Source organism: Streptomyces ficellus (genome assembly GCF_030406405.1).
Classification (GTDB): domain Bacteria; phylum Actinomycetota; class Actinomycetes; order Streptomycetales; family Streptomycetaceae; genus Streptomyces; species Streptomyces ficellus_B.
Genome location: NZ_JAUEPL010000002.1, coordinates 121731 through 138115 on the forward strand (window position 1 = coordinate 121731; position 16385 = coordinate 138115).

Annotated in this window: 13 protein-coding genes; 5 read left to right on the forward strand and 8 right to left on the reverse strand. The window is 72.2% G+C overall.

The window, feature by feature from the left end; genetic code table 11:
- Positions 1 to 22 precede the first annotated feature (22 nt).
- Together QWM81_RS01965 and QWM81_RS01970 are read right to left on the reverse strand one after the other, a co-directional pair.
- A complete protein-coding gene (locus tag QWM81_RS01965) occupies positions 23 to 1732 on the reverse strand; it encodes a pyranose oxidase (protein ID WP_290109631.1) in 1710 nt (569 codons plus the stop codon).
- Positions 1733 to 1780: 48 nt separating this feature from the next.
- Positions 1781 to 3637 (reverse strand): glycoside hydrolase family 15 protein, encoded by a 1857-nt coding sequence (locus QWM81_RS01970; RefSeq protein ID WP_290109632.1) that lies wholly within the window; start codon positions 3635 to 3637, stop codon positions 1781 to 1783.
- Positions 3638 to 4529: 892 nt separating this feature from the next.
- Between QWM81_RS01970 and QWM81_RS01975 the strand changes: the two genes are divergently transcribed.
- Entirely contained in the window at positions 4530 to 5888 is a 1359-nt protein-coding gene (locus QWM81_RS01975) for an MFS transporter (protein ID WP_290109633.1), read from the forward strand.
- Between the two features lie 46 nt (positions 5889 to 5934).
- Here QWM81_RS01975 and QWM81_RS01980 read toward each other — a convergent pair whose 3' ends face one another.
- From QWM81_RS01980 to QWM81_RS02005, 6 genes are all read right to left on the reverse strand, one after another.
- Complete coding sequence (locus QWM81_RS01980; protein ID WP_290109634.1) at positions 5935 to 7890, reverse strand: helix-turn-helix domain-containing protein; 1956 nt, start codon at positions 7888 to 7890, stop codon at positions 5935 to 5937.
- Positions 7891 to 7951: 61 nt separating this feature from the next.
- A complete protein-coding gene (locus QWM81_RS01985; protein ID WP_290109635.1) occupies positions 7952 to 8749 on the reverse strand; it encodes a 3-hydroxybutyrate dehydrogenase in 798 nt (265 codons plus the stop codon).
- Between the two features lie 60 nt (positions 8750 to 8809).
- Positions 8810 to 9286, reverse strand: coding sequence for an NUDIX hydrolase (locus tag QWM81_RS01990; RefSeq protein WP_290109636.1), 477 nt, complete (start codon positions 9284 to 9286; stop codon positions 8810 to 8812).
- Positions 9287 to 9295: 9 nt separating this feature from the next.
- Positions 9296 to 10918 (reverse strand): apolipoprotein N-acyltransferase, encoded by a 1623-nt coding sequence (gene lnt / locus QWM81_RS01995; RefSeq protein ID WP_290109637.1) that lies wholly within the window; start codon positions 10916 to 10918, stop codon positions 9296 to 9298.
- An 89-nt stretch (positions 10919 to 11007) separates the two neighbouring features.
- Positions 11008 to 11559, reverse strand: a complete 552-nt coding sequence (locus QWM81_RS02000) for a hypothetical protein (RefSeq protein ID WP_290109638.1) — start codon at positions 11557 to 11559, stop codon at positions 11008 to 11010.
- A gap of 49 nt (positions 11560 to 11608) precedes the next feature.
- The gene (locus QWM81_RS02005) at positions 11609 to 12394 is read right to left on the reverse strand and encodes a glutamate racemase (protein ID WP_290109639.1); all 786 of its coding nucleotides are present in this window, start codon (positions 12392 to 12394) and stop codon (positions 11609 to 11611) included.
- Positions 12395 to 12452: 58 nt separating this feature from the next.
- On the opposite strand from QWM81_RS02005, the gene QWM81_RS02010 reads away from it, so the two are divergent.
- The 4 genes from QWM81_RS02010 (at position 12453) to QWM81_RS02025 (ending at position 16237) form a co-directional block, all read left to right on the forward strand.
- Positions 12453 to 13649 (forward strand): glycosyltransferase, encoded by a 1197-nt coding sequence (locus QWM81_RS02010; protein WP_290109640.1) that lies wholly within the window; start codon positions 12453 to 12455, stop codon positions 13647 to 13649.
- Positions 13650 to 14094: 445 nt separating this feature from the next.
- Positions 14095 to 14568, forward strand: coding sequence for a DUF6643 family protein (locus QWM81_RS02015; protein WP_290109642.1), 474 nt, complete (start codon positions 14095 to 14097; stop codon positions 14566 to 14568).
- Positions 14569 to 14614: 46 nt separating this feature from the next.
- Positions 14615 to 15439: an MOSC domain-containing protein gene (locus QWM81_RS02020; protein WP_290109643.1), complete on the forward strand. Its 825-nt coding sequence runs from the start codon at positions 14615 to 14617 to the stop codon at positions 15437 to 15439.
- A gap of 189 nt (positions 15440 to 15628) precedes the next feature.
- Positions 15629 to 16237 carry an Rv1733c family protein gene (locus QWM81_RS02025; protein WP_290109645.1) on the forward strand — a complete coding sequence of 203 codons (609 nt, stop codon included), beginning with the start codon at positions 15629 to 15631 and terminating at the stop codon, positions 16235 to 16237.
- The last annotated feature ends 148 nt before the right edge of the window (positions 16238 to 16385 follow it).

A 16385-nucleotide genomic window follows, 5' to 3' on the forward strand; every position in this document is an offset into this window, starting at 1 on the left:
GTCCTGGGGTCGCGGGGAGGGGTCAGTGCCCGGGGTGGCCGCTGAGGATGGTGTTGGCCGCGTGGACGGCCATGGCGACGCTGGTGAGCGTGGGGTTGGAGGCGTTGCCGAAGGGGTGCAGGCCGTTGCCGCCGAGGTAGAGGTTGTCGACGTTCCACACCTTGGAGTACTCGTCGACGACGCTGTCCAGCTCGCTGGTGCCCATGCGGGTGGTGCCGGCGATGTGCAGGGGCAAACCGGGGGTGAGGAAGACCGGTTCGGAGCCGGGCATGAAGCCGCCGAGGGCGGCGGCGGTGCGCAGCATGTGCTCATTCATGCGGTCCGTCGCCTTCCGTTCGGCCTCGTCCAGGCGGAAGTGGAAGGTGGGCTGCGGCATGTCGAAGGTGTCGCGGATCTTCCGGGAGAAGGTGACCTTGTTCTCGGGGCGGGGGCGGGAGATGCCGAACCAGCGCAGGTCCACGATGAGCCGGGGATCGACGTTGGGCGGCAAGGCGCCGTAGGTGAAGGCGTCGCGGTGGATCTGGCAGTGCCAGGGGCGCTGCTCGGTCACCAGCAGAGCGAGGTTGGGGTCGCGCTCGGCGGGCGGGAAGGGCACGGGGTCGGCGGTCTTGTCACCGCCGTGCAGCCGCTTGAGCTGGGCGGCGCGGTAGGCGGCGACCCGGTCGGCGGCGGACGCGGCGGCGTCGTCGTCGCCGCCGGAGACGCCACGCAGGATCGACTCGATGTTGTCCATGTGCTCCTGCTGGAGGACCACCTGGCAGAAGGACATGGGCTGTTCGGTGAGGTAGCGGCCGAGCGCGGGCAGTGTGACGCCCGAGTTGAACAGCAGCTGGGGGGTGGGCACCGCACCGCACGCCACCACATAGGTCTTGGCCCGCAGCTGGATCTCGCGGCGCAGATCGCGCAGGTCGCGTACGACCGCGTACTCGACCTTCTGCCGCCTGCCGGCCCCGGTGATCTCCAGGCGGACGCACTGGTGCTCGGGCAGCAGGGTGAACGATCCCTCGGACGGCCGGTGCGTGGGCTCGGCGAGATCGCCCAGGACGGTGTCGGCCGCGGACCAGGACACCGCGGAGGTCCGCTCGGAGTCGGCGCGCTCGCTGACCGCGAGCGGCAGTTCGGCGACGTCGGCGAACTCCCCGCCCGCCTGCTTCAGCACCTGCTTGACCAGCAGATGCCGGGCGGAGGCGGCGAAGACGGAGGTCTTCCGGCCCAGCAGGGTCTCGGCCTCGTCGTACAGCTCGTCCATCTTCTTGTCGTCGATGGGGTATTCCTGGTCCCCGTTGCGCCGCTCCACCTGTGCGTGGAAGCGCGGCACGGCACACGTCCAGTGGGTGGTCATGCCGCCCACGGCGTACGTCGCGGCGGCGGCGGGCAAGTTGGTGTGCTTCTTCTGCTCGGGGTTCTGGTTGCGCATCGAGAAGCCGGCGTACTTGTCCGGGTCGTAGGCGAACGCCGAGGGGTCAAGGGTGAGGACCGGTTCCTTGTTGGTCGCGGTCGACAGCGGCAGCAGGTTTCCCTTGATGACGGAGACGAACAGGTCGATGTTCTTCTGGAACAGGTAGCTGTTCTTGAGGTGTTCGCCATAGCGGCGGGACAGCTGGGCCCCGGCGTCGATCATCAGGACGTGTTTGCCGGCCTCGACCAGCTTGCGGGCGAAGGTGCAGCCCACCGGGCCGCTGCCGATGATCAGCGCGTCGTACTCGGTGGTGAGCACGTCGTTGTCGTTCATGGGGATTCCTCTCACACGGGGATAGGTCACACAACGCGGCATGCGGCGTCAGGGGCGCACACGGGCGGTCCGCCGCCCCAGGGATTCGGCGTCGACGGCATGGCCGGGGCCGCAGCCGTCGACGGAGGTGATGTCGGCCGTGCCGCTGAGCCACAGAGCGGTGTTGACCAGGCCGACCATGCTGAACGCCTGCGGTGTGTTGCCCAGGTGGCGGCCCGTGCGCGGGTCGTACTCCTCGCTGAGCAGTCCCACGTCGTTGCGCAGGTCCAGCAGGCGCTCGAACAGTTCCCTCGCCTCACGCCGGCGGCCGGTGCCGTGCAGGGCGTCGGCGAGCCAGAAGGTGCACACCAGGAAGGTGGCCTCGTCGCCGGGCAGGCCGTCCACGCCGCCGTCCGCCTCGGGCCGGTAGCGCAGCAGGAAACCCTCCTCACTGAGCTCTCGGCGTACGGCGTCCACGGTGCCCCGCACCCGCGGGTCCTCCCAGGGCAGGAACCCGATTCGGGGCAGCAGGAGCAGCGCCGCGTCCAGGCCCTTGGAGCCGTAGAACTGGGTGAAGGTGTTGCGCTCGGCGTCGAAGCCCTTCTCACACACCTCCGCGTGGATGCGGTCGCGCAGCTCCTCCCAGCGGTCCACCGGGCCCCAGCGGCCGTGGTGCAGAACCGAGCGCACGGCCCGGTCCACGCCCGCCCAGGCCATGACCTTGGAGTGGACGAAGTGGCGCGGCTCGCCGCGGACTTCCCACAGGCTGCTGTCCGGCTCCCGCCAGTTTCCCTCCAGGAAGTCCAGCAGGGCCAGTTGCACGTTCCAGGCGGGGTCATTGGCCGGGAGCCCCGCCTCGCGGGCCACGTAGAAGCACTCCAGGACCTCCCCCCACACGTCGAGCTGGAACTGGCCGGCGGCCTCGTTGCCGACCAGGACCGGGCTGGAGCCCTCGTAGCCGGACAGCCAGTCCAGGGAGTACTCGGGCAGCCGCCACGTGCCGTCGAGGCCGTACATGATCTGCAGGTCGGCGGGGTTGCCGGCGACCGCGCGCAGCAGCCACTCCCGCCACGCGGACGCCTCCTCCAGATAGCCGGTACCGACCAGCGCCTGGAGCGTGAAGGTCGCGTCGCGCAGCCAGCAGAACCGGTAGTCCCAGTTGCGCGAACCCCCGAGCTGCTCGGGCAGCGATGTCGTGGCCGCCGCCAGGATCCCGCCGGTGGGCTGGTAGGTGAGGCCCTTGAGGGTGACGAGGGAGCGCCGTACCGCCTGCTGCCACTGGCCCTGATAGGTACACCGGCCCATCCACGCCCGCCAGAACCGCTCGGTGTCCTCGATAGCGGCGATCGCGTCGACGGGCTTGGCACGGCTGGCCAGATGGGAGGGCTTGTGGGTGAGGACGAATGGCACCTGCTGACCGGCCTCGACGGTGAACTCCGCCTTGGTGGCCATGTTCTCGCCGTAGACGGCCACGGGCGTGTGCAGCCAGAAGGCGTCCGGACCGGCCACCGCCCGCAGGCCGCCACCGGTCCGGTTCACCCAGGGGATGATGCGGCCGTAGTCGGGACGCAGCCGCAGGTCCATCCGCATGGTGACGCGTCCGCTGATCCCTTCCACCAGGCGGACCAGGTCGGATGCCTCCCCGCGCAGCGGCATGCAGTCCACGATCCGCACACTGCCCTCGGCCGTGTGCCACTCGCTCTCCAGGATCAGGGTGTCGTCCCGGTAGCGGCGCCGCGTGGCGGGACCGCCCGAAGCCGGGGCCAGCAGCCAGCGGCCGGCGCTCTTGTCGTGCAGCAGCGCGGAGAAGCATGCCGGGGAATCGAACCTCGGCAGGCACAACCAGTCGACCGAGCCGTCACGCCCGACCAACGCACCCGACTGCAGGTCCCCCAGAAACGCATAGTCCTCGATGGCACTGGGCATTCCGACACTCCCTCGCACCGACGGCCATCACCGCCGGAGAACGCTCGCGCCGGTCCGCGGGCGCACCACCGCCCCGCTTATGGGCAGGGTGGGCACGCCGCGTCACAGCGAACATGTTCGGTGAATGGGTGGGACACCCGGAGCGACACCGGGCACCGGGCATGCGCGTACACCTGATGAACTGCCTGCTCCCACCTCATGACGCAGTGGGTCAGGCACGCGCTCGGACATCAGCCGGCCGTCCTGGGAACCGCTCACCGACCCAGCCCCGGCTTCGCGAGAAGACGCGGGCCTGGGGCCGGCTGAGCATGTCCGCCGGGCGGCATCTCCACGGTGGCACAGTGCATAAAAGAGCGCGACTCCGGCATATGCATGTGGTCTACCGGCACGTGAACGCCATGTACCACCTTCATGGCACATGCCAACGTCAGAGAGGCCAGAGCCGGAGGGAGCATCCGGCTCGGCCGGGGGGACCTTCCAGTTCTCACGGAGAAGGCCGCTGCGCCGAACGGGTGCTCGCCGCAGTGCTCGCGTGCCGGCCCGGCACCGCATGGCCGTCAGTGCCGGTCCGGCACCGCATGGCCACCACTCAGGCTCGCCTCGTATGCCGTGCCGGCCGCCCTCCACCGTGCGCACCTCGCCGGGGCGGCCATGCAACTCATGGGCAGCAGGCGAACGTTCAGAAGCTGGGAGGCATTTTCCGGCTTACTCGGACAGGCATCTGCCGGCTTGCCATGCGGTGCTCGAAGCAGCGCTCACGTGCCTGGCATGGTGGCCGAGCGCACAGCCGCCCCGAGAACTATGGTGTCCCGCCACATACGCCGCTGACCTGCCCGTTCCTACGGTGTGGCGACACGGAAACGTCCCCGCCAACTGTCCGGAAGTGGTGTTCATGGCCGCCCCCGCATCCGCTCCACCCGAGCCCGCGACCCTCCGCCGCGTCGTCGCCGCCAGCCTCATCGGCACGACCATCGAGTGGTACGACTTCTTCTTGTACGGTTCGGCCGCCGCGCTGGTGTTCAACAAGCTGTTCTTTCCCGGCTCCGACCCGCTCGTCGGCACCCTGTTGTCGTTCCTGACGTACGCCGTCGGGTTTGCCGCGCGGCCGCTCGGGGCGTTGGTGTTCGGGCATTACGGGGACCGGCTCGGGCGGAAGAAGCTGCTCGTGCTCAGCCTGTTGCTCATGGGTGGGGCCACGTTCGCCATCGGGCTCCTGCCGACACACGCCACCATCGGGACGGCGGCACCCCTGCTGCTCACCGTGTTGCGGCTGGTGCAGGGCTTTGCGCTCGGGGGTGAGTGGGGCGGGGCCGTGCTGCTGGTGTCGGAGCACGGGGACGCGCGGCGGCGGGGATTCTGGGCGTCGTGGCCGCAGACCGGGGCGCCCGCCGGGCAGTTGCTGGCCACCGGCGTGCTGTCCGCGCTGACCGCGTTGCTGTCCGACGCGGCGTTCACCTCATGGGGCTGGCGCATCCCCTTCCTGCTGTCCGGGGTGCTGGTGATCGTCGGCCTGTGGATTCGTCTCTCCGTCGATGAATCCCCGGTCTTCAAGGCCGCCTTGGCCCAGGCCGAGGCCCGCAGGGCGGAGTCGGCCCAGGTGGAGACCATGCCGCTCGTCGCCGTGCTGCGGTACCACTGGCGTGATGTGCTGGTGGCGATGGGCGCGCGGATGGCGGAGAACATCAGCTACTACGTCATCACGGCGTTCATCCTGGTGTACGCCACGACCTCGGCCGGACTGAGCAAGCAGACCGCGCTCAACGCCGTACTCATCGCCTCCGCCGTGCACTTCGCGGTCATCCCCGCCTGGGGTGCCCTGTCCGACCGCATCGGGCGGCGGCCGGTCTATCTGATCGGCGCCGTGGGCGTCGGGGCATGGATGTTCCCGTTCTTCGCGCTGATCGACAGCGGCAGCTTCGGCAGCCTGCTGCTCGCCGTGACCGTCGGGCTGGTTCTGCACGGGGCGATGTACGCGCCGCAAGCGGCGTTCTTCTCCGAGATGTTCGCGACCCGGATGCGCTACTCGGGCGCCTCCATCGGCTCGCAGTTCTCCTCCGTGGCCGCCGGTGCCCCCGCTCCGCTGATCGCGACCGCGCTGCTCGCCGACTACGGCGACTCGACACCGATCGCCCTGTACGTGATCGCCGCGGCCCTGCTCACCGTGGTCGCGATCGCCTGCGCCAAGGAGACCCGCAACCGGGACCTCGCCGAGGTGACGGAGGAGGGCCGGATCAGCGCGGCCGCCCGCTGAGCACCGTTCGGCAACGGACGGCCGGCCGCCCTCGCGACCGGCCGTCTCAGCGTGCGACCGCGGCGGACATCGAGTGGAGCCGCAGCGCGAGCTGGACCTCCAGGGCGCGTTCCGGCGACTGCCAGTCGGGGCCGAGGAGCCGGCCTATGCGTTCCAGGCGCTGGGCCACCGTGTTGACGTGGACGTGCAGCTCGTCCTTGGTCCGCACCGGGCTCATGCCGCTCGCGAAGTACGCGTCGAGCGTGCGGACCAGGTCGGTACCCCGGCTCCGGTCGTACGTGATGACCTCGCCGATCGTGCGGGTCACGAACCCCTCGATGTCCCGGGTGTCGGCGAGCAGCAGGCCCAGGAAGCCCAGGTCCGAGGCGGCCGCGCCCTCGCCGGGGCGGCCGAGCAGGCGCAGCGCGTCCAGGCAGCGGCGGGCCTCGGCGTACGCGGGGGCTATCGCGCCCGGCCGGGCCGCCGGCGCCTCGACCGGGGATGAGGCGCCGACGGTGACCGGTTCGCGCAGGGCGCCGCCGAGGTGCTTGGCGGTCTGGCGGGCCAGCTCGGCGGCGGTGTCGCCGGGGCCGAGGGGAAGCAGCAGCACCGTTCCGCCGTCCCGCGCCGAGGCGAGACCGTGGCGGGTGGCCGCCAGGTGTGAGGCCGCCGACCAGAGGCGTTGCCGGTCCGCGCTCTCCCGCTCGGCCCCTTCTCGGTGCCCGTACTCCCGACCCGCTCCCGGTCGGTCGGCGGTGTCCGGTGAGGTGGGCCGGTCGATCCGGGCGGCCAGCACCACGTGCGGGGCGTCGAAGTCGGTACGGAGGCGCGCGGCGCGTTCCTTCAGCAGCCGCCGGTCCCGGTCGGGCGCGTCCAGCAGGTCGTCCAGCAGTTCGCCCCGTACCCGCTGCTCGGCCTCGCCCGCCGAACGGCGCGCGAGCAGCAGCAGGGAGGTGACCATCGCGGCCCGCTCCAGGGTGCGCTGGTCGACCGGGTCGAGGTCCGGGTGACCGCGCAGGACGAGCGCCCCGAAGACCTCGCCGCCCGCCGACACGGCCGCCACCCAGTCGTCGCCCCGCCGCGTCGCGTGGCCGTCGACGCACTCCTCGGGAAGCGGCCCTTCGGCGAACTCCACCGAACCGTCCAGGACATGGGAGACCGCCGCCGCCACGTCATGGACCCCGCCACCGCGCAGAACCAGCTCGGTCAGCCGGTCGTGCACCTCGGAGGCCCGCTCGATGACGCCGCTGTGGGCGCGGATGATCTCATTGGCCCGCTCCAGTTCGGCCAGCGCCGAACGGGTCTCGGCCAGCAGGTTGGCCGTGTCGATGGCGACGGCCGCGTGCGCGGCGAACGAGCCGAGCAGCGCGACCTGTTCGCGTTCGAAGACCCGGGCGCGGCGGTCCGCCGCGAAGAGCACACCGATGACCTGGCTGCCGAGCATGAGGGGCACGCCCAGGATCGCCACCAGGCCCTCGTCCCGCACACCGGAGTCGATCGCCCGGGTGTGCCGGAAGCGCTCGTCGTCGAAGTAGCTCTCCGTCACATACGGCCGGGCCGTCTGGGCGACGAGGCCGCCGAGCCCCTCCCCCATGCCCAGGCGCAGTTGCTGGAAGCGTGCCGAGACCGAGCCCTCGGTGACCCGCATGTAGGTGTCGCCGGCGGCCGGGTCGTTGAGGCTCAGGTAGGCGACCTCGGTCCCCAGCAGTGACCGCGCGCGCTGCACGATCGCGCGCAGCACCGCGTCGAGGTCGCGCAGCCCGGCGAGGTCGTGCGCGGTCTCGAAGAGGGCGGACAGCTCGGCCTCGCGGCGCCTGCGCCCCTCCAGCTCGGCGCGCACGCGCAGCGCGAGCCGCTTGGCGTGCTCCAGCGCGGCCAGCGCGTCGGGCCCCGCACCGCCCGCACGGGCGAGGAGCACGGGCCGGTCGTACGCCTCGGCGGCCGCCCCGCGGGCGAGGAGCTCCAGGTAGGCCGCTTGCTCGGGGCCTGGAGCGGCGTCGCTGGTGAGCTGTTCTTCGGACATGGTCCAGGGATACCTGTCGTACGGGTGGTCGCACCAGCCCTGTGGATAACCCGCCGCACGGTCAGTGAGCGGTCCAGCCGCCGTCCAGGACGAGCGAGGTGCCGGTGATGAATGAGGCGTGCGGGGCGCAGAGATAGACGACGGCCTCGGCGACCTCGTCCGGTTCGACGAGCCGTTTGAGCGCCGAGTCCTTCAGCAGTACGTCGGTCAGGACCCGCTCGGGCGGGATGCCGTGGGCCGCCGCCTGGTCCGCGATCTGCGCTTCGACCAGTGGGGTGCGTACATAGCCGGGGTTGACGCAGTTGGACGTCACGCCGTGCGGTGCGCCTTCGAGAGCGGCGGTCTTGGACAGTCCCTCCAGGCCGTGTTTGGCAGCCACATAGGCGGACTTGTAGGCAGAGGCGCGCAGCCCATGTACGGAGGAGATGTTGACGATACGGCCCCATTCCTGGGCGTACATATGCGGCAGGGCGCCCCTGATCAGCCGGAAGGGGGCCTCCAGCATCACGGTGAGGACGGTGTGGAAGACGTCCGGCGGGAACTCCTCGATGGGGCGGACCAGTTGCAGGCCGGCGTTGTTGACCAGGATGTCGGTGCCCGCCGCGGCCTGCTCGGCGGCGTCGAGGTCGGTCAGGTCGAGTGCGTACGGTTCGACCGTCCCCCGCAGTCCGGGGGACCGCTCCGCCTGGGCGGCCAGCGCCTCCAGGCCCGGGGCGTCCCGGTCCACGGCCCTGACCTTCGCCCCGGCGACCGCGAGCCGTAGCGCGCAGGCGCGGCCGATGCCGCTCGCGGCGCCGGTGACGAGCGCGGTGCGGCCGCCGAGGTCGAGAGGGGTGAGGGGTGTGTGGGGTGCGGTCATGCTCCGCACCCTAAGGAGCACGGCCCGTGCGACCGATATGGCTCGGGCCCATACTTCGCTCTAGTGGGACGTGGTGGCGAACCATGTGGGTGCCTCGGTGAGGGCCTGCTTGATCCGGAACCGCTCGCCCTCCCGCAGCGGCGGCAGCGCGTCCACCGGGAACCAGCCCACCTCCAGCGACTCGTCGTCATTGACGCGCGCCTGGCCGCCCACGGCCCGGCAGCGGAAGCAGGTGTCCATGTACTGGCACTGGTCGCCGTTGGGGTATGTGACCGTCGGCAGCGTCTCCACGAGGACCACCCGTTCGACGACGCACTCCACGGCCGTCTCCTCCTGCACCTCCCGGACGGCGGTCGCGGCGGGCTGCTCCCCCGGCTCCGGGATCCCGCCGATGAGCGACCACTTGCCGGTGTCGGCCCGTCTGGCCAGCAGGACCCGCCCCGCGTCGTCGAAGACGACGGCGGTGACGCCCGGCAGGAACAGCAGTTGGTGTCCGGCGGTGGCCCGCACGGCCCGGATGAAGTCAGGAGTCGCCATACGCCGACCCTAGGCGGTCGGGACCCGCGCCGGGGTACGGCGGCGTGCGAACGCCACAGCTGCCGCCCAGCCGAGCCCTGCGGCCGCGAGTGCCACCAGGGCCGCCTCGGGCAGGGGGCCCATCCGGGTCGCCGGTGTCAGCGAGGAGCGCAGCGGCACCTGCGCCACCAGGGCGTCCGGCGTGAACATCCGGGACTCCTCCACGATCGTGCCGTCCGGCCGGATGATCGCGCTGACGCCGCTGGTGACCGGGACGACCACGGAGCGGCTGTGCTCGACGGCCCGTACGCGCGACATGGCCAGCTGCTGGTAGGTCATCTCGCTGCGGCCGAAGGTGGCGTTGTTGCTCGGTACGGAGATGAGCTGCGCGCCATGCGTGACGGTGTCCCGTACCGCCCGGTCGAAGGCCGCCTCGTAACAGGTCACGAGCCCGACCCGGGTGCCGGCGAGGTCGAAGACGCCCACCGTGGTGCCGGGCCCGAAGTCCCGGGCGACCCGGTCGACGTCCTTGTTGAAGACGCGCACGAAGGGCCGCAGCGGGATGTACTCGCCGAACGGCTGCACATGGCGCTTGTCGTACGTGGCGACGGGTCCGCGCCGCGGGTCCCACTGGATCAGGGTGTTGCGCAGTGTCCCGGTCTCGGGTGTGAGGACCGCGCCGACGACCGTCGGTACGCCGATTGCCTTGACCGCCTCGTCGATGACGAGCCGCGCGTCGCCGTTGCGGTAGGGGTCGAGGTCGGAGGAGTTCTCCGGCCACAGCACGAAGTCCGGTTTCTCCACCTCGCCGGCCGCGACGTCGGCGGCGAGTTGCTCGGTGCGGCGGGCGTGGTTGTCGAGGACCGCGCGGCGCTGGTCGTTGAAGTCCAGACCCAGGCGCGGAACGTTGCCCTGGATGGCGGCGACGGTCGCGGTGCCGTCCTGCGCGGCGGCCGAGACCAGCGGCTGCGCGGCGAGCCCCGCGGTGACAGGGACGAACAGCGACAGGGCGGCCGCGGCGAGGGGGCGGCGCGGGAGGGTGCCGGTCGCCTTGTACGCGCGCAGGAGGCGTACGGTCTCGTACAGGCCGAAGCCGCACAGGGCGACGGCGAAGCCCAGGAGAGGCGTGCCGCCCACCGCCGCGAGCGGCAGGAAGACGCCGTCCGCCTGGCCGAAGGCGATCTTGCCCCAGGGGAACCCGCCGAAGGGGACACGCGAGCGTGCCGCCTCTCCGAGGACCCAGGCGGCGGCCGCGAACACCGGCCACGCGGGCAGTCTCGACACGGCGGCGACGAGGAGGCAGGCGGCGGCGACGAACAGCGACTCGGCGGCCACCAGCGCCAGCCACGGCACCGCTCCGACCTCCTCGCCGGTCCACACCAGGAGCGGCAGCAGGAAGCCGAGCCCGGCGAGGTACCCGAGGCCGAAGCCCGCCCTTGGGCGGCGTCCGCGCAAGGTCCACCCGAGCAGGGCGAAGCCGGGCACCGCGAGCCACCACAGGGGCCGGGGCGGGAAGCTCAGGAACAGCAGGGCCCCGGACAGCACGGCCGCCGCGGGCCGCGCCGACCGCCGCGCCCACCGCCGTGGCAGCCCCGCGCGCCGCCTCTCGGGGGCGGGCGGAGGGACATCGACGACGGTCATGGTGGCGCTCACGTGCGGATTCTACGGCGAGTCACCGTGCGGACGGGCGGCGCTCCCGCCAGGGGGACACCGCTCCCCGGGCGCCCCGGGGGACACCCGGCTCACGACGTGTCGTTCGTGTACTGGCGCAGGCGGTGGCGGATCACCCGGACCGCGGCTTCCGCGTCGTCCACGGTGACCGTGAAGCTGCGGCCGTCGCCCAGGGTGAGGACGACGCCCTCACCGCGGCGTACGACGACCGCCGTGCCCTTGTCCGGCAGCCAGCGGTAGCCCCAGCCGCCCCACTCGCGCGGGGTGACCCAAGGCGCGAAGTCGGCGCCCACCACCGTGTCGAGCGGGATGCGGCGCCGGGGCACGCCCATGTGGCCGCAGCGCACTTCGAGGGCGTGCCGGTCCACCGTGATCTCGACGTGGACGAAGGCGAGCGTCCCGAAGAGCACCAGCAGCCCCGCCGCGACGCAGCCGACCACCGCCATCAGCAGCGCGGCGGTGCCGGAGGTCCACACGGAGTCGACGGCCAGTTCGATACCGAGGGCCACGCAGGCCGCTCCGGTGGCGGCGAGCACCCACTGGACGCGGTTGGTGGCGCGGCCGGTCCAGATGTCCGGAAACCGGCCTGCGGGGGGTCGCACGTCGCGGGAGTGGTCCCTCATGAGTAGCAGCGTACGCACGTTCCGCAGTCGCGGCTCCCTGGGAGGGGCGTCAGTGCGTGGCCGCGGCAGCGCCCAGGAGGCGGCCTTCGGCGTACGTCAGCGCCGCCTCCGGCAGCCGCGAGGGGCGGCCGCCGAGCAGCACGGTGAGGCTGCCGGCGGGCGTCGCGGCGGGGTCCGGGCCGGTGCCGGCGCGGCGCAGCGCCTGGGCGACGACCGCGCCGGCCGAGCCGTGCAGCACCACGGGCGGGAGGTCCGCGGGCTGTACGGCCGCCCGGATGCGTTCGGCGACCAGTTCGTAATGGGTGCAGCCCAGGACGACGGCCCTGACATCGGCGGGGGTGAGCGCGGCCGCCGCGGCGATGGCCCGGTCGATGGCGTCCTCGTCGGCGTGCTGGACCGCGTCGGCGAGACCGGGGCAGGGCACCTCGGTGACGGCGACGGCGTCCGCGAACCGCCGGATCAGGCCGCGCTGGTAGGGGCTGCCCGTGGTGGCGGGGGTGGCCCAGATGGCGACGGGTCCACCGCCCGCCGCGGCGGGCTTGATCGCCGGGACGGTTCCGATGACCGGGATCGCGGGTTCCAGCTCCGCGCGCAGCGCGGGTAGCGCGTGCACGGAGGCGGTGTTGCAGGCCACGATGAGCGCGTCGGGCCGGTACGCGGCGGCCGCGCGGGCCACGGCGAGGGCTCGCTCGGTGAGGTCGTCGGGCGTCCGCGGCCCCCACGGCATGCTGTCGGGGTCGGAGGAGAGAACCAGATCCGCGTCCGGCCGCAGCCGGCGCACCACGGCCGCCGCCGCCAGCAGGCCGATTCCGGAGTCCATGAGCGCGATCTTCACCCGGTCACCCTAGCCGACGCCCCTTGCGCTCCCCTCGATGTGGGGCAGACTGCGACGAATGAGCACCATTGCGTGGATCGCCCTGGGATCGGCGGCCGCCTGGGGGTGGCTGCTGCTCGGGCAGGGTTTCTTCTGGCGTACGGATCAGCGCCTGCCGCCGCGCCAGGACCCCGCCCGGTGGCCGTCCGTCGCCGTGGTGGTGCCCGCCAGGGACGAGGCGGAGGTGCTGCCGGTGAGCCTGCCGTCGCTGCTGGCGCAGGACTATCCGGGACGTGCGGAGATCTTCCTGGTCGACGACGGCAGCAAGGACGGTACGGGAGACCTGGCGCGGGCCCTGTCCGCACAGTACGAGGGGCTGCCCCTGACGGTCGCTTCGCCGGGCGTGCCGGAGCCCGGCTGGACCGGGAAGCTGTGGGCGCTGCGGCACGGAATCGGCCTGGCACGCGCGCGTGGAGCCGATGAAGGGGGCGCGGGTCCGGAGTACCTGCTGCTGACGGACGCGGATATCGCGCATGAGCCGGACAGTCTGCGCGAACTGGTCGCGGCGGCCACCAGCCACGGCCTCGACCTGGTCTCGCAGATGGCGCGGCTGCGGGTGGCGAGCGGCTGGGAGCGGCTCGTCGTGCCGGCGTTCGTGTACTTCTTCGCCCAGTTGTACCCGTTCCGCTGGATCAACAAGGAAGGGGCCCGGACGGCTGCCGCCGCCGGCGGCTGCGTTCTGCTGCGTACGGAGATGGCGGAACGGGCGCGCGTCCCGGAGTCGATCCGTCAGGCGGTCATCGACGACGTATCGCTGGCGCGGGCGGTGCGGCGGGCGGGCGGCCGGCTCTGGCTGGGGCTCGCGGACCGGGTGGACAGCGTCCGCCCGTACCCGCGCCTGGCGGATCTGTGGCGGATGGTGTCACGCAGCGCGTACGCCCAACTGCGGCACAACCCGGTGCTGCTGGCCGGGACGGTGGCGGGGCTGGCGGTGGTGTATCTGGCGCCGCCCGTGGGGCTGTGCGCCGGTCTGTTCGCGGGGGACACGGCGGCCGGCCTGCTGGGGGCGGCGGCGTGGGCGGTGATGGCGGGGACGTACATCCCGGTGCTCCGCTACTACCGGCAGTCGCTGTGGCAGGCGTTCCTCCTGCCGTTCACGGCAGTGCTCTATCTGTGCATGACGCTCGATTCCGCCGTCCAGCACTACCGGGGCCGGGGAGCGTCCTGGAAGGGCCGCACCTACCCGCGCCCCGAGGCGGCCGCGCCGGAGCGGTGACGATCCGTCAGAACGTGGACGGACGCACCAGGTGCTCGGGCGGGAGCGGCTGTACTTAAGGACGAACTCGGCGCCGCAGCGCACATTTACCGACACAGCCAGTAACGCCGATGTGCCGAAGTCCGCCGCAGGACAGGAACAGCGGTGCAATTCCCTGTGAACGGTCCGCGTCAGCGCCGCGACATTGATCGCCCATAAGGGTGGTCATGCCGGCGCTCCGGCCGACCCGGGACGGGCGGGGATTTATGTATCCGCCACCTTCATCGGGGTGTTCCATGGGCTTCGCGGGCCCCCGGATAAGCCCTCCTCAGCTTGGCCTTTGCCGGGACGGTGACCGATTTCCGCGTGTTCGCTCGCATTGACGATCGGCGGTCGCTCACTACCCGTGAAACAACCCGCTTATCAGCCTCCCCAACCAGCACATCGTGGGCTTAACTTATGTCCCATGACCTCCCCCCGTACCTCCTACGGCGGCGCGTACTACAACGCGCCGTCGTTCCCGGACACCCCGATCTACGACTCCCTTGTCGCGGAGCGGGGCACGCCTCAGATCGCGCCGATCCGAGTGCCCGCCGCGTACGACACCGGCAGCTCCTACATGCCCGCCCTCCCCGCCGCGCTTCCCGCCCTTCCGGCGGCCCCTTCCCACCCCGCGCCGTCCTACGGCGGCTCGTACGGATATCCCCAGCAGGCCGTCCCGCAGCCCGCCCCGCTGCAGCACATGCCCGCGCCGTACATCCCGCAGCAGCAGACGGCCGTGCGCGGCTACCCCGGGCCGCAGCAGCCTCCGCACCAGTCGCGGCCGGTACCCACCGGGTACGAGGCGATGCGCCCGGCGGCGACGCGCCCCGTTCCGGCGCCCGCGCCCTCCCCGTACGAGGACCCGTACAACCGCCCCTACCAGGGCGGGGGGTACTGACCGGTCCTGATCCCCAGGACGTCGACGGTGCTGGCAGGATGAGCTCATGCCAACTCCTGCCCTGTGCTCGCTGCACGTCCATCCGGTCAAGGCCCTCGGGGGCTTCTCACCCGCCGAGGCGGCGGTCGAGCCGTGGGGGCTCGCCGGGGACCGCCGCTGGGCGCTGATCGACGCCACGGCGAAGGTGGTCACCCAACGCCAGCACGCACGGCTGGCGTTGGCCTTCGCCGAGCAGCTGCCGGACGGTGGGGTACGGCTGTCGGCGCCCGGCCTGGAGCCGCTGTCCGTCGCCGTGCCCGAGCCGTCGGTCACCGTCCCCGCGGAGATCTTCGGTACGAAGGTCGAGGCGGTACCGGCGGGCGCGGCCGCCGGCGCCTGGTTCAGCGGTTACCTGGGCGAGGACGTACGGCTGGTGCACCTGGACGACCCGGCCCGCCGCCGTCCCATCGACCCGGACCACGCGCTGCCCGGCGAGACCGTCAACTTCGCGGACGGCTATCCCCTGCTCGTCACCACGGTCGCCTCGCTGGACGCCCTCAACGCCCTCATCGCGCGCGGCGAGCATCCGCAGGAGGGCCCGCTGCCCATGGACCGGTTCCGGCCCACCGTGGTCGTCGAGGGCACCGGCGCGTGGGACGAGGACGGCTGGACCCGCATCGCGATCGGCGAGGTCGCCTTCCGCGTCGTCAAGCCGTGCGGCCGCTGCGTCGTGACGACCACCGACCAGCACACCGCGCGGCGCGGCAAGGAACCTTTGCGCACCCTGGCCCGGCACCGCCTCATCGGCAAGAAGATGGTCTTCGGCCAGAATCTGATCCCCGAGCACACCGGCACCCTGCGGGTCGGTGACCCCGTGGAGATCCTGGGCTGAGCCTTGCCGCCGCCGCGTGCTGGCGTTCTGGCCGTCTCCACGCCCCCGCCGCATAGGCCGTGCCTTCCCGGGAACCCGGGAGCCGGGCAGGTGCGTTGACGAAGGTTGACCGCTCGTTGACGCAGGGCGACCTCTGACGGCGGTCGGCCCTTGACGGAGGCTGACGGAGAGGGAAGGGGGTGCGGGGCTGTGCGTGCGGTCTTCGGGCTCTGGCGTTGGCGGCACAATCCCTTGTGCCGGGCGACCGATCTCGCCGAGGCGTGGGTGGCGCTCGTCGCCCTGCTACTGATCTGTATCGCCGCCCCGGCCACCGGCTGGGTCACCGGCGCGCTGACGAACGCCTCGCTCCAGCAGTCGGTGCGCATCCAGCAGGAGCAGCGCCACCCCACCACGGCGCAGGTCCTGCGACGCGACGACGATGACGGCGAGGCCGTACGGGGCTTCGAGGCGGTCATCGACCACCGGATGCGCACGTCCCTGCCGGCCCAGTGGACCGCGCCGGACGGCACCCGGGTCACCGGGTCGGTGCCCGCCGCGCGACAGGCCATGGAGCCGGGTGACACCTTTCGCATCTGGACCGACGACCGGGGCCGTCCGGTCAACCGCCCGATGACCGAGGAGACGGCGCGAGAGCACGCCGTGCTCGCCGGAATCGGCACCACGCTCATGGCGGCGGGCCTCGTGGAGGGCGTCAGGCGGCTCGTCGTGTGGCGGCTGGTGCGGCGGCGGTACGCGCGGCTGGACCAGGCGTGGGCGCAGGTGGGCCCGGACTGGGGCAGGACGGGCGCGGGCAGCTGACGCGGGCCGCCCGAACCGGTCAACTCCGCCTCGCCACGCGCGCTACGGTGGTGCGACCGTTCCGGCGGCGACGCCGGGGGCGCACGCACGACGACAGCGGCGACGCGTGGGGCGCACGGCGACAGCGCCGGCGCGCGGGCCGCGCGCA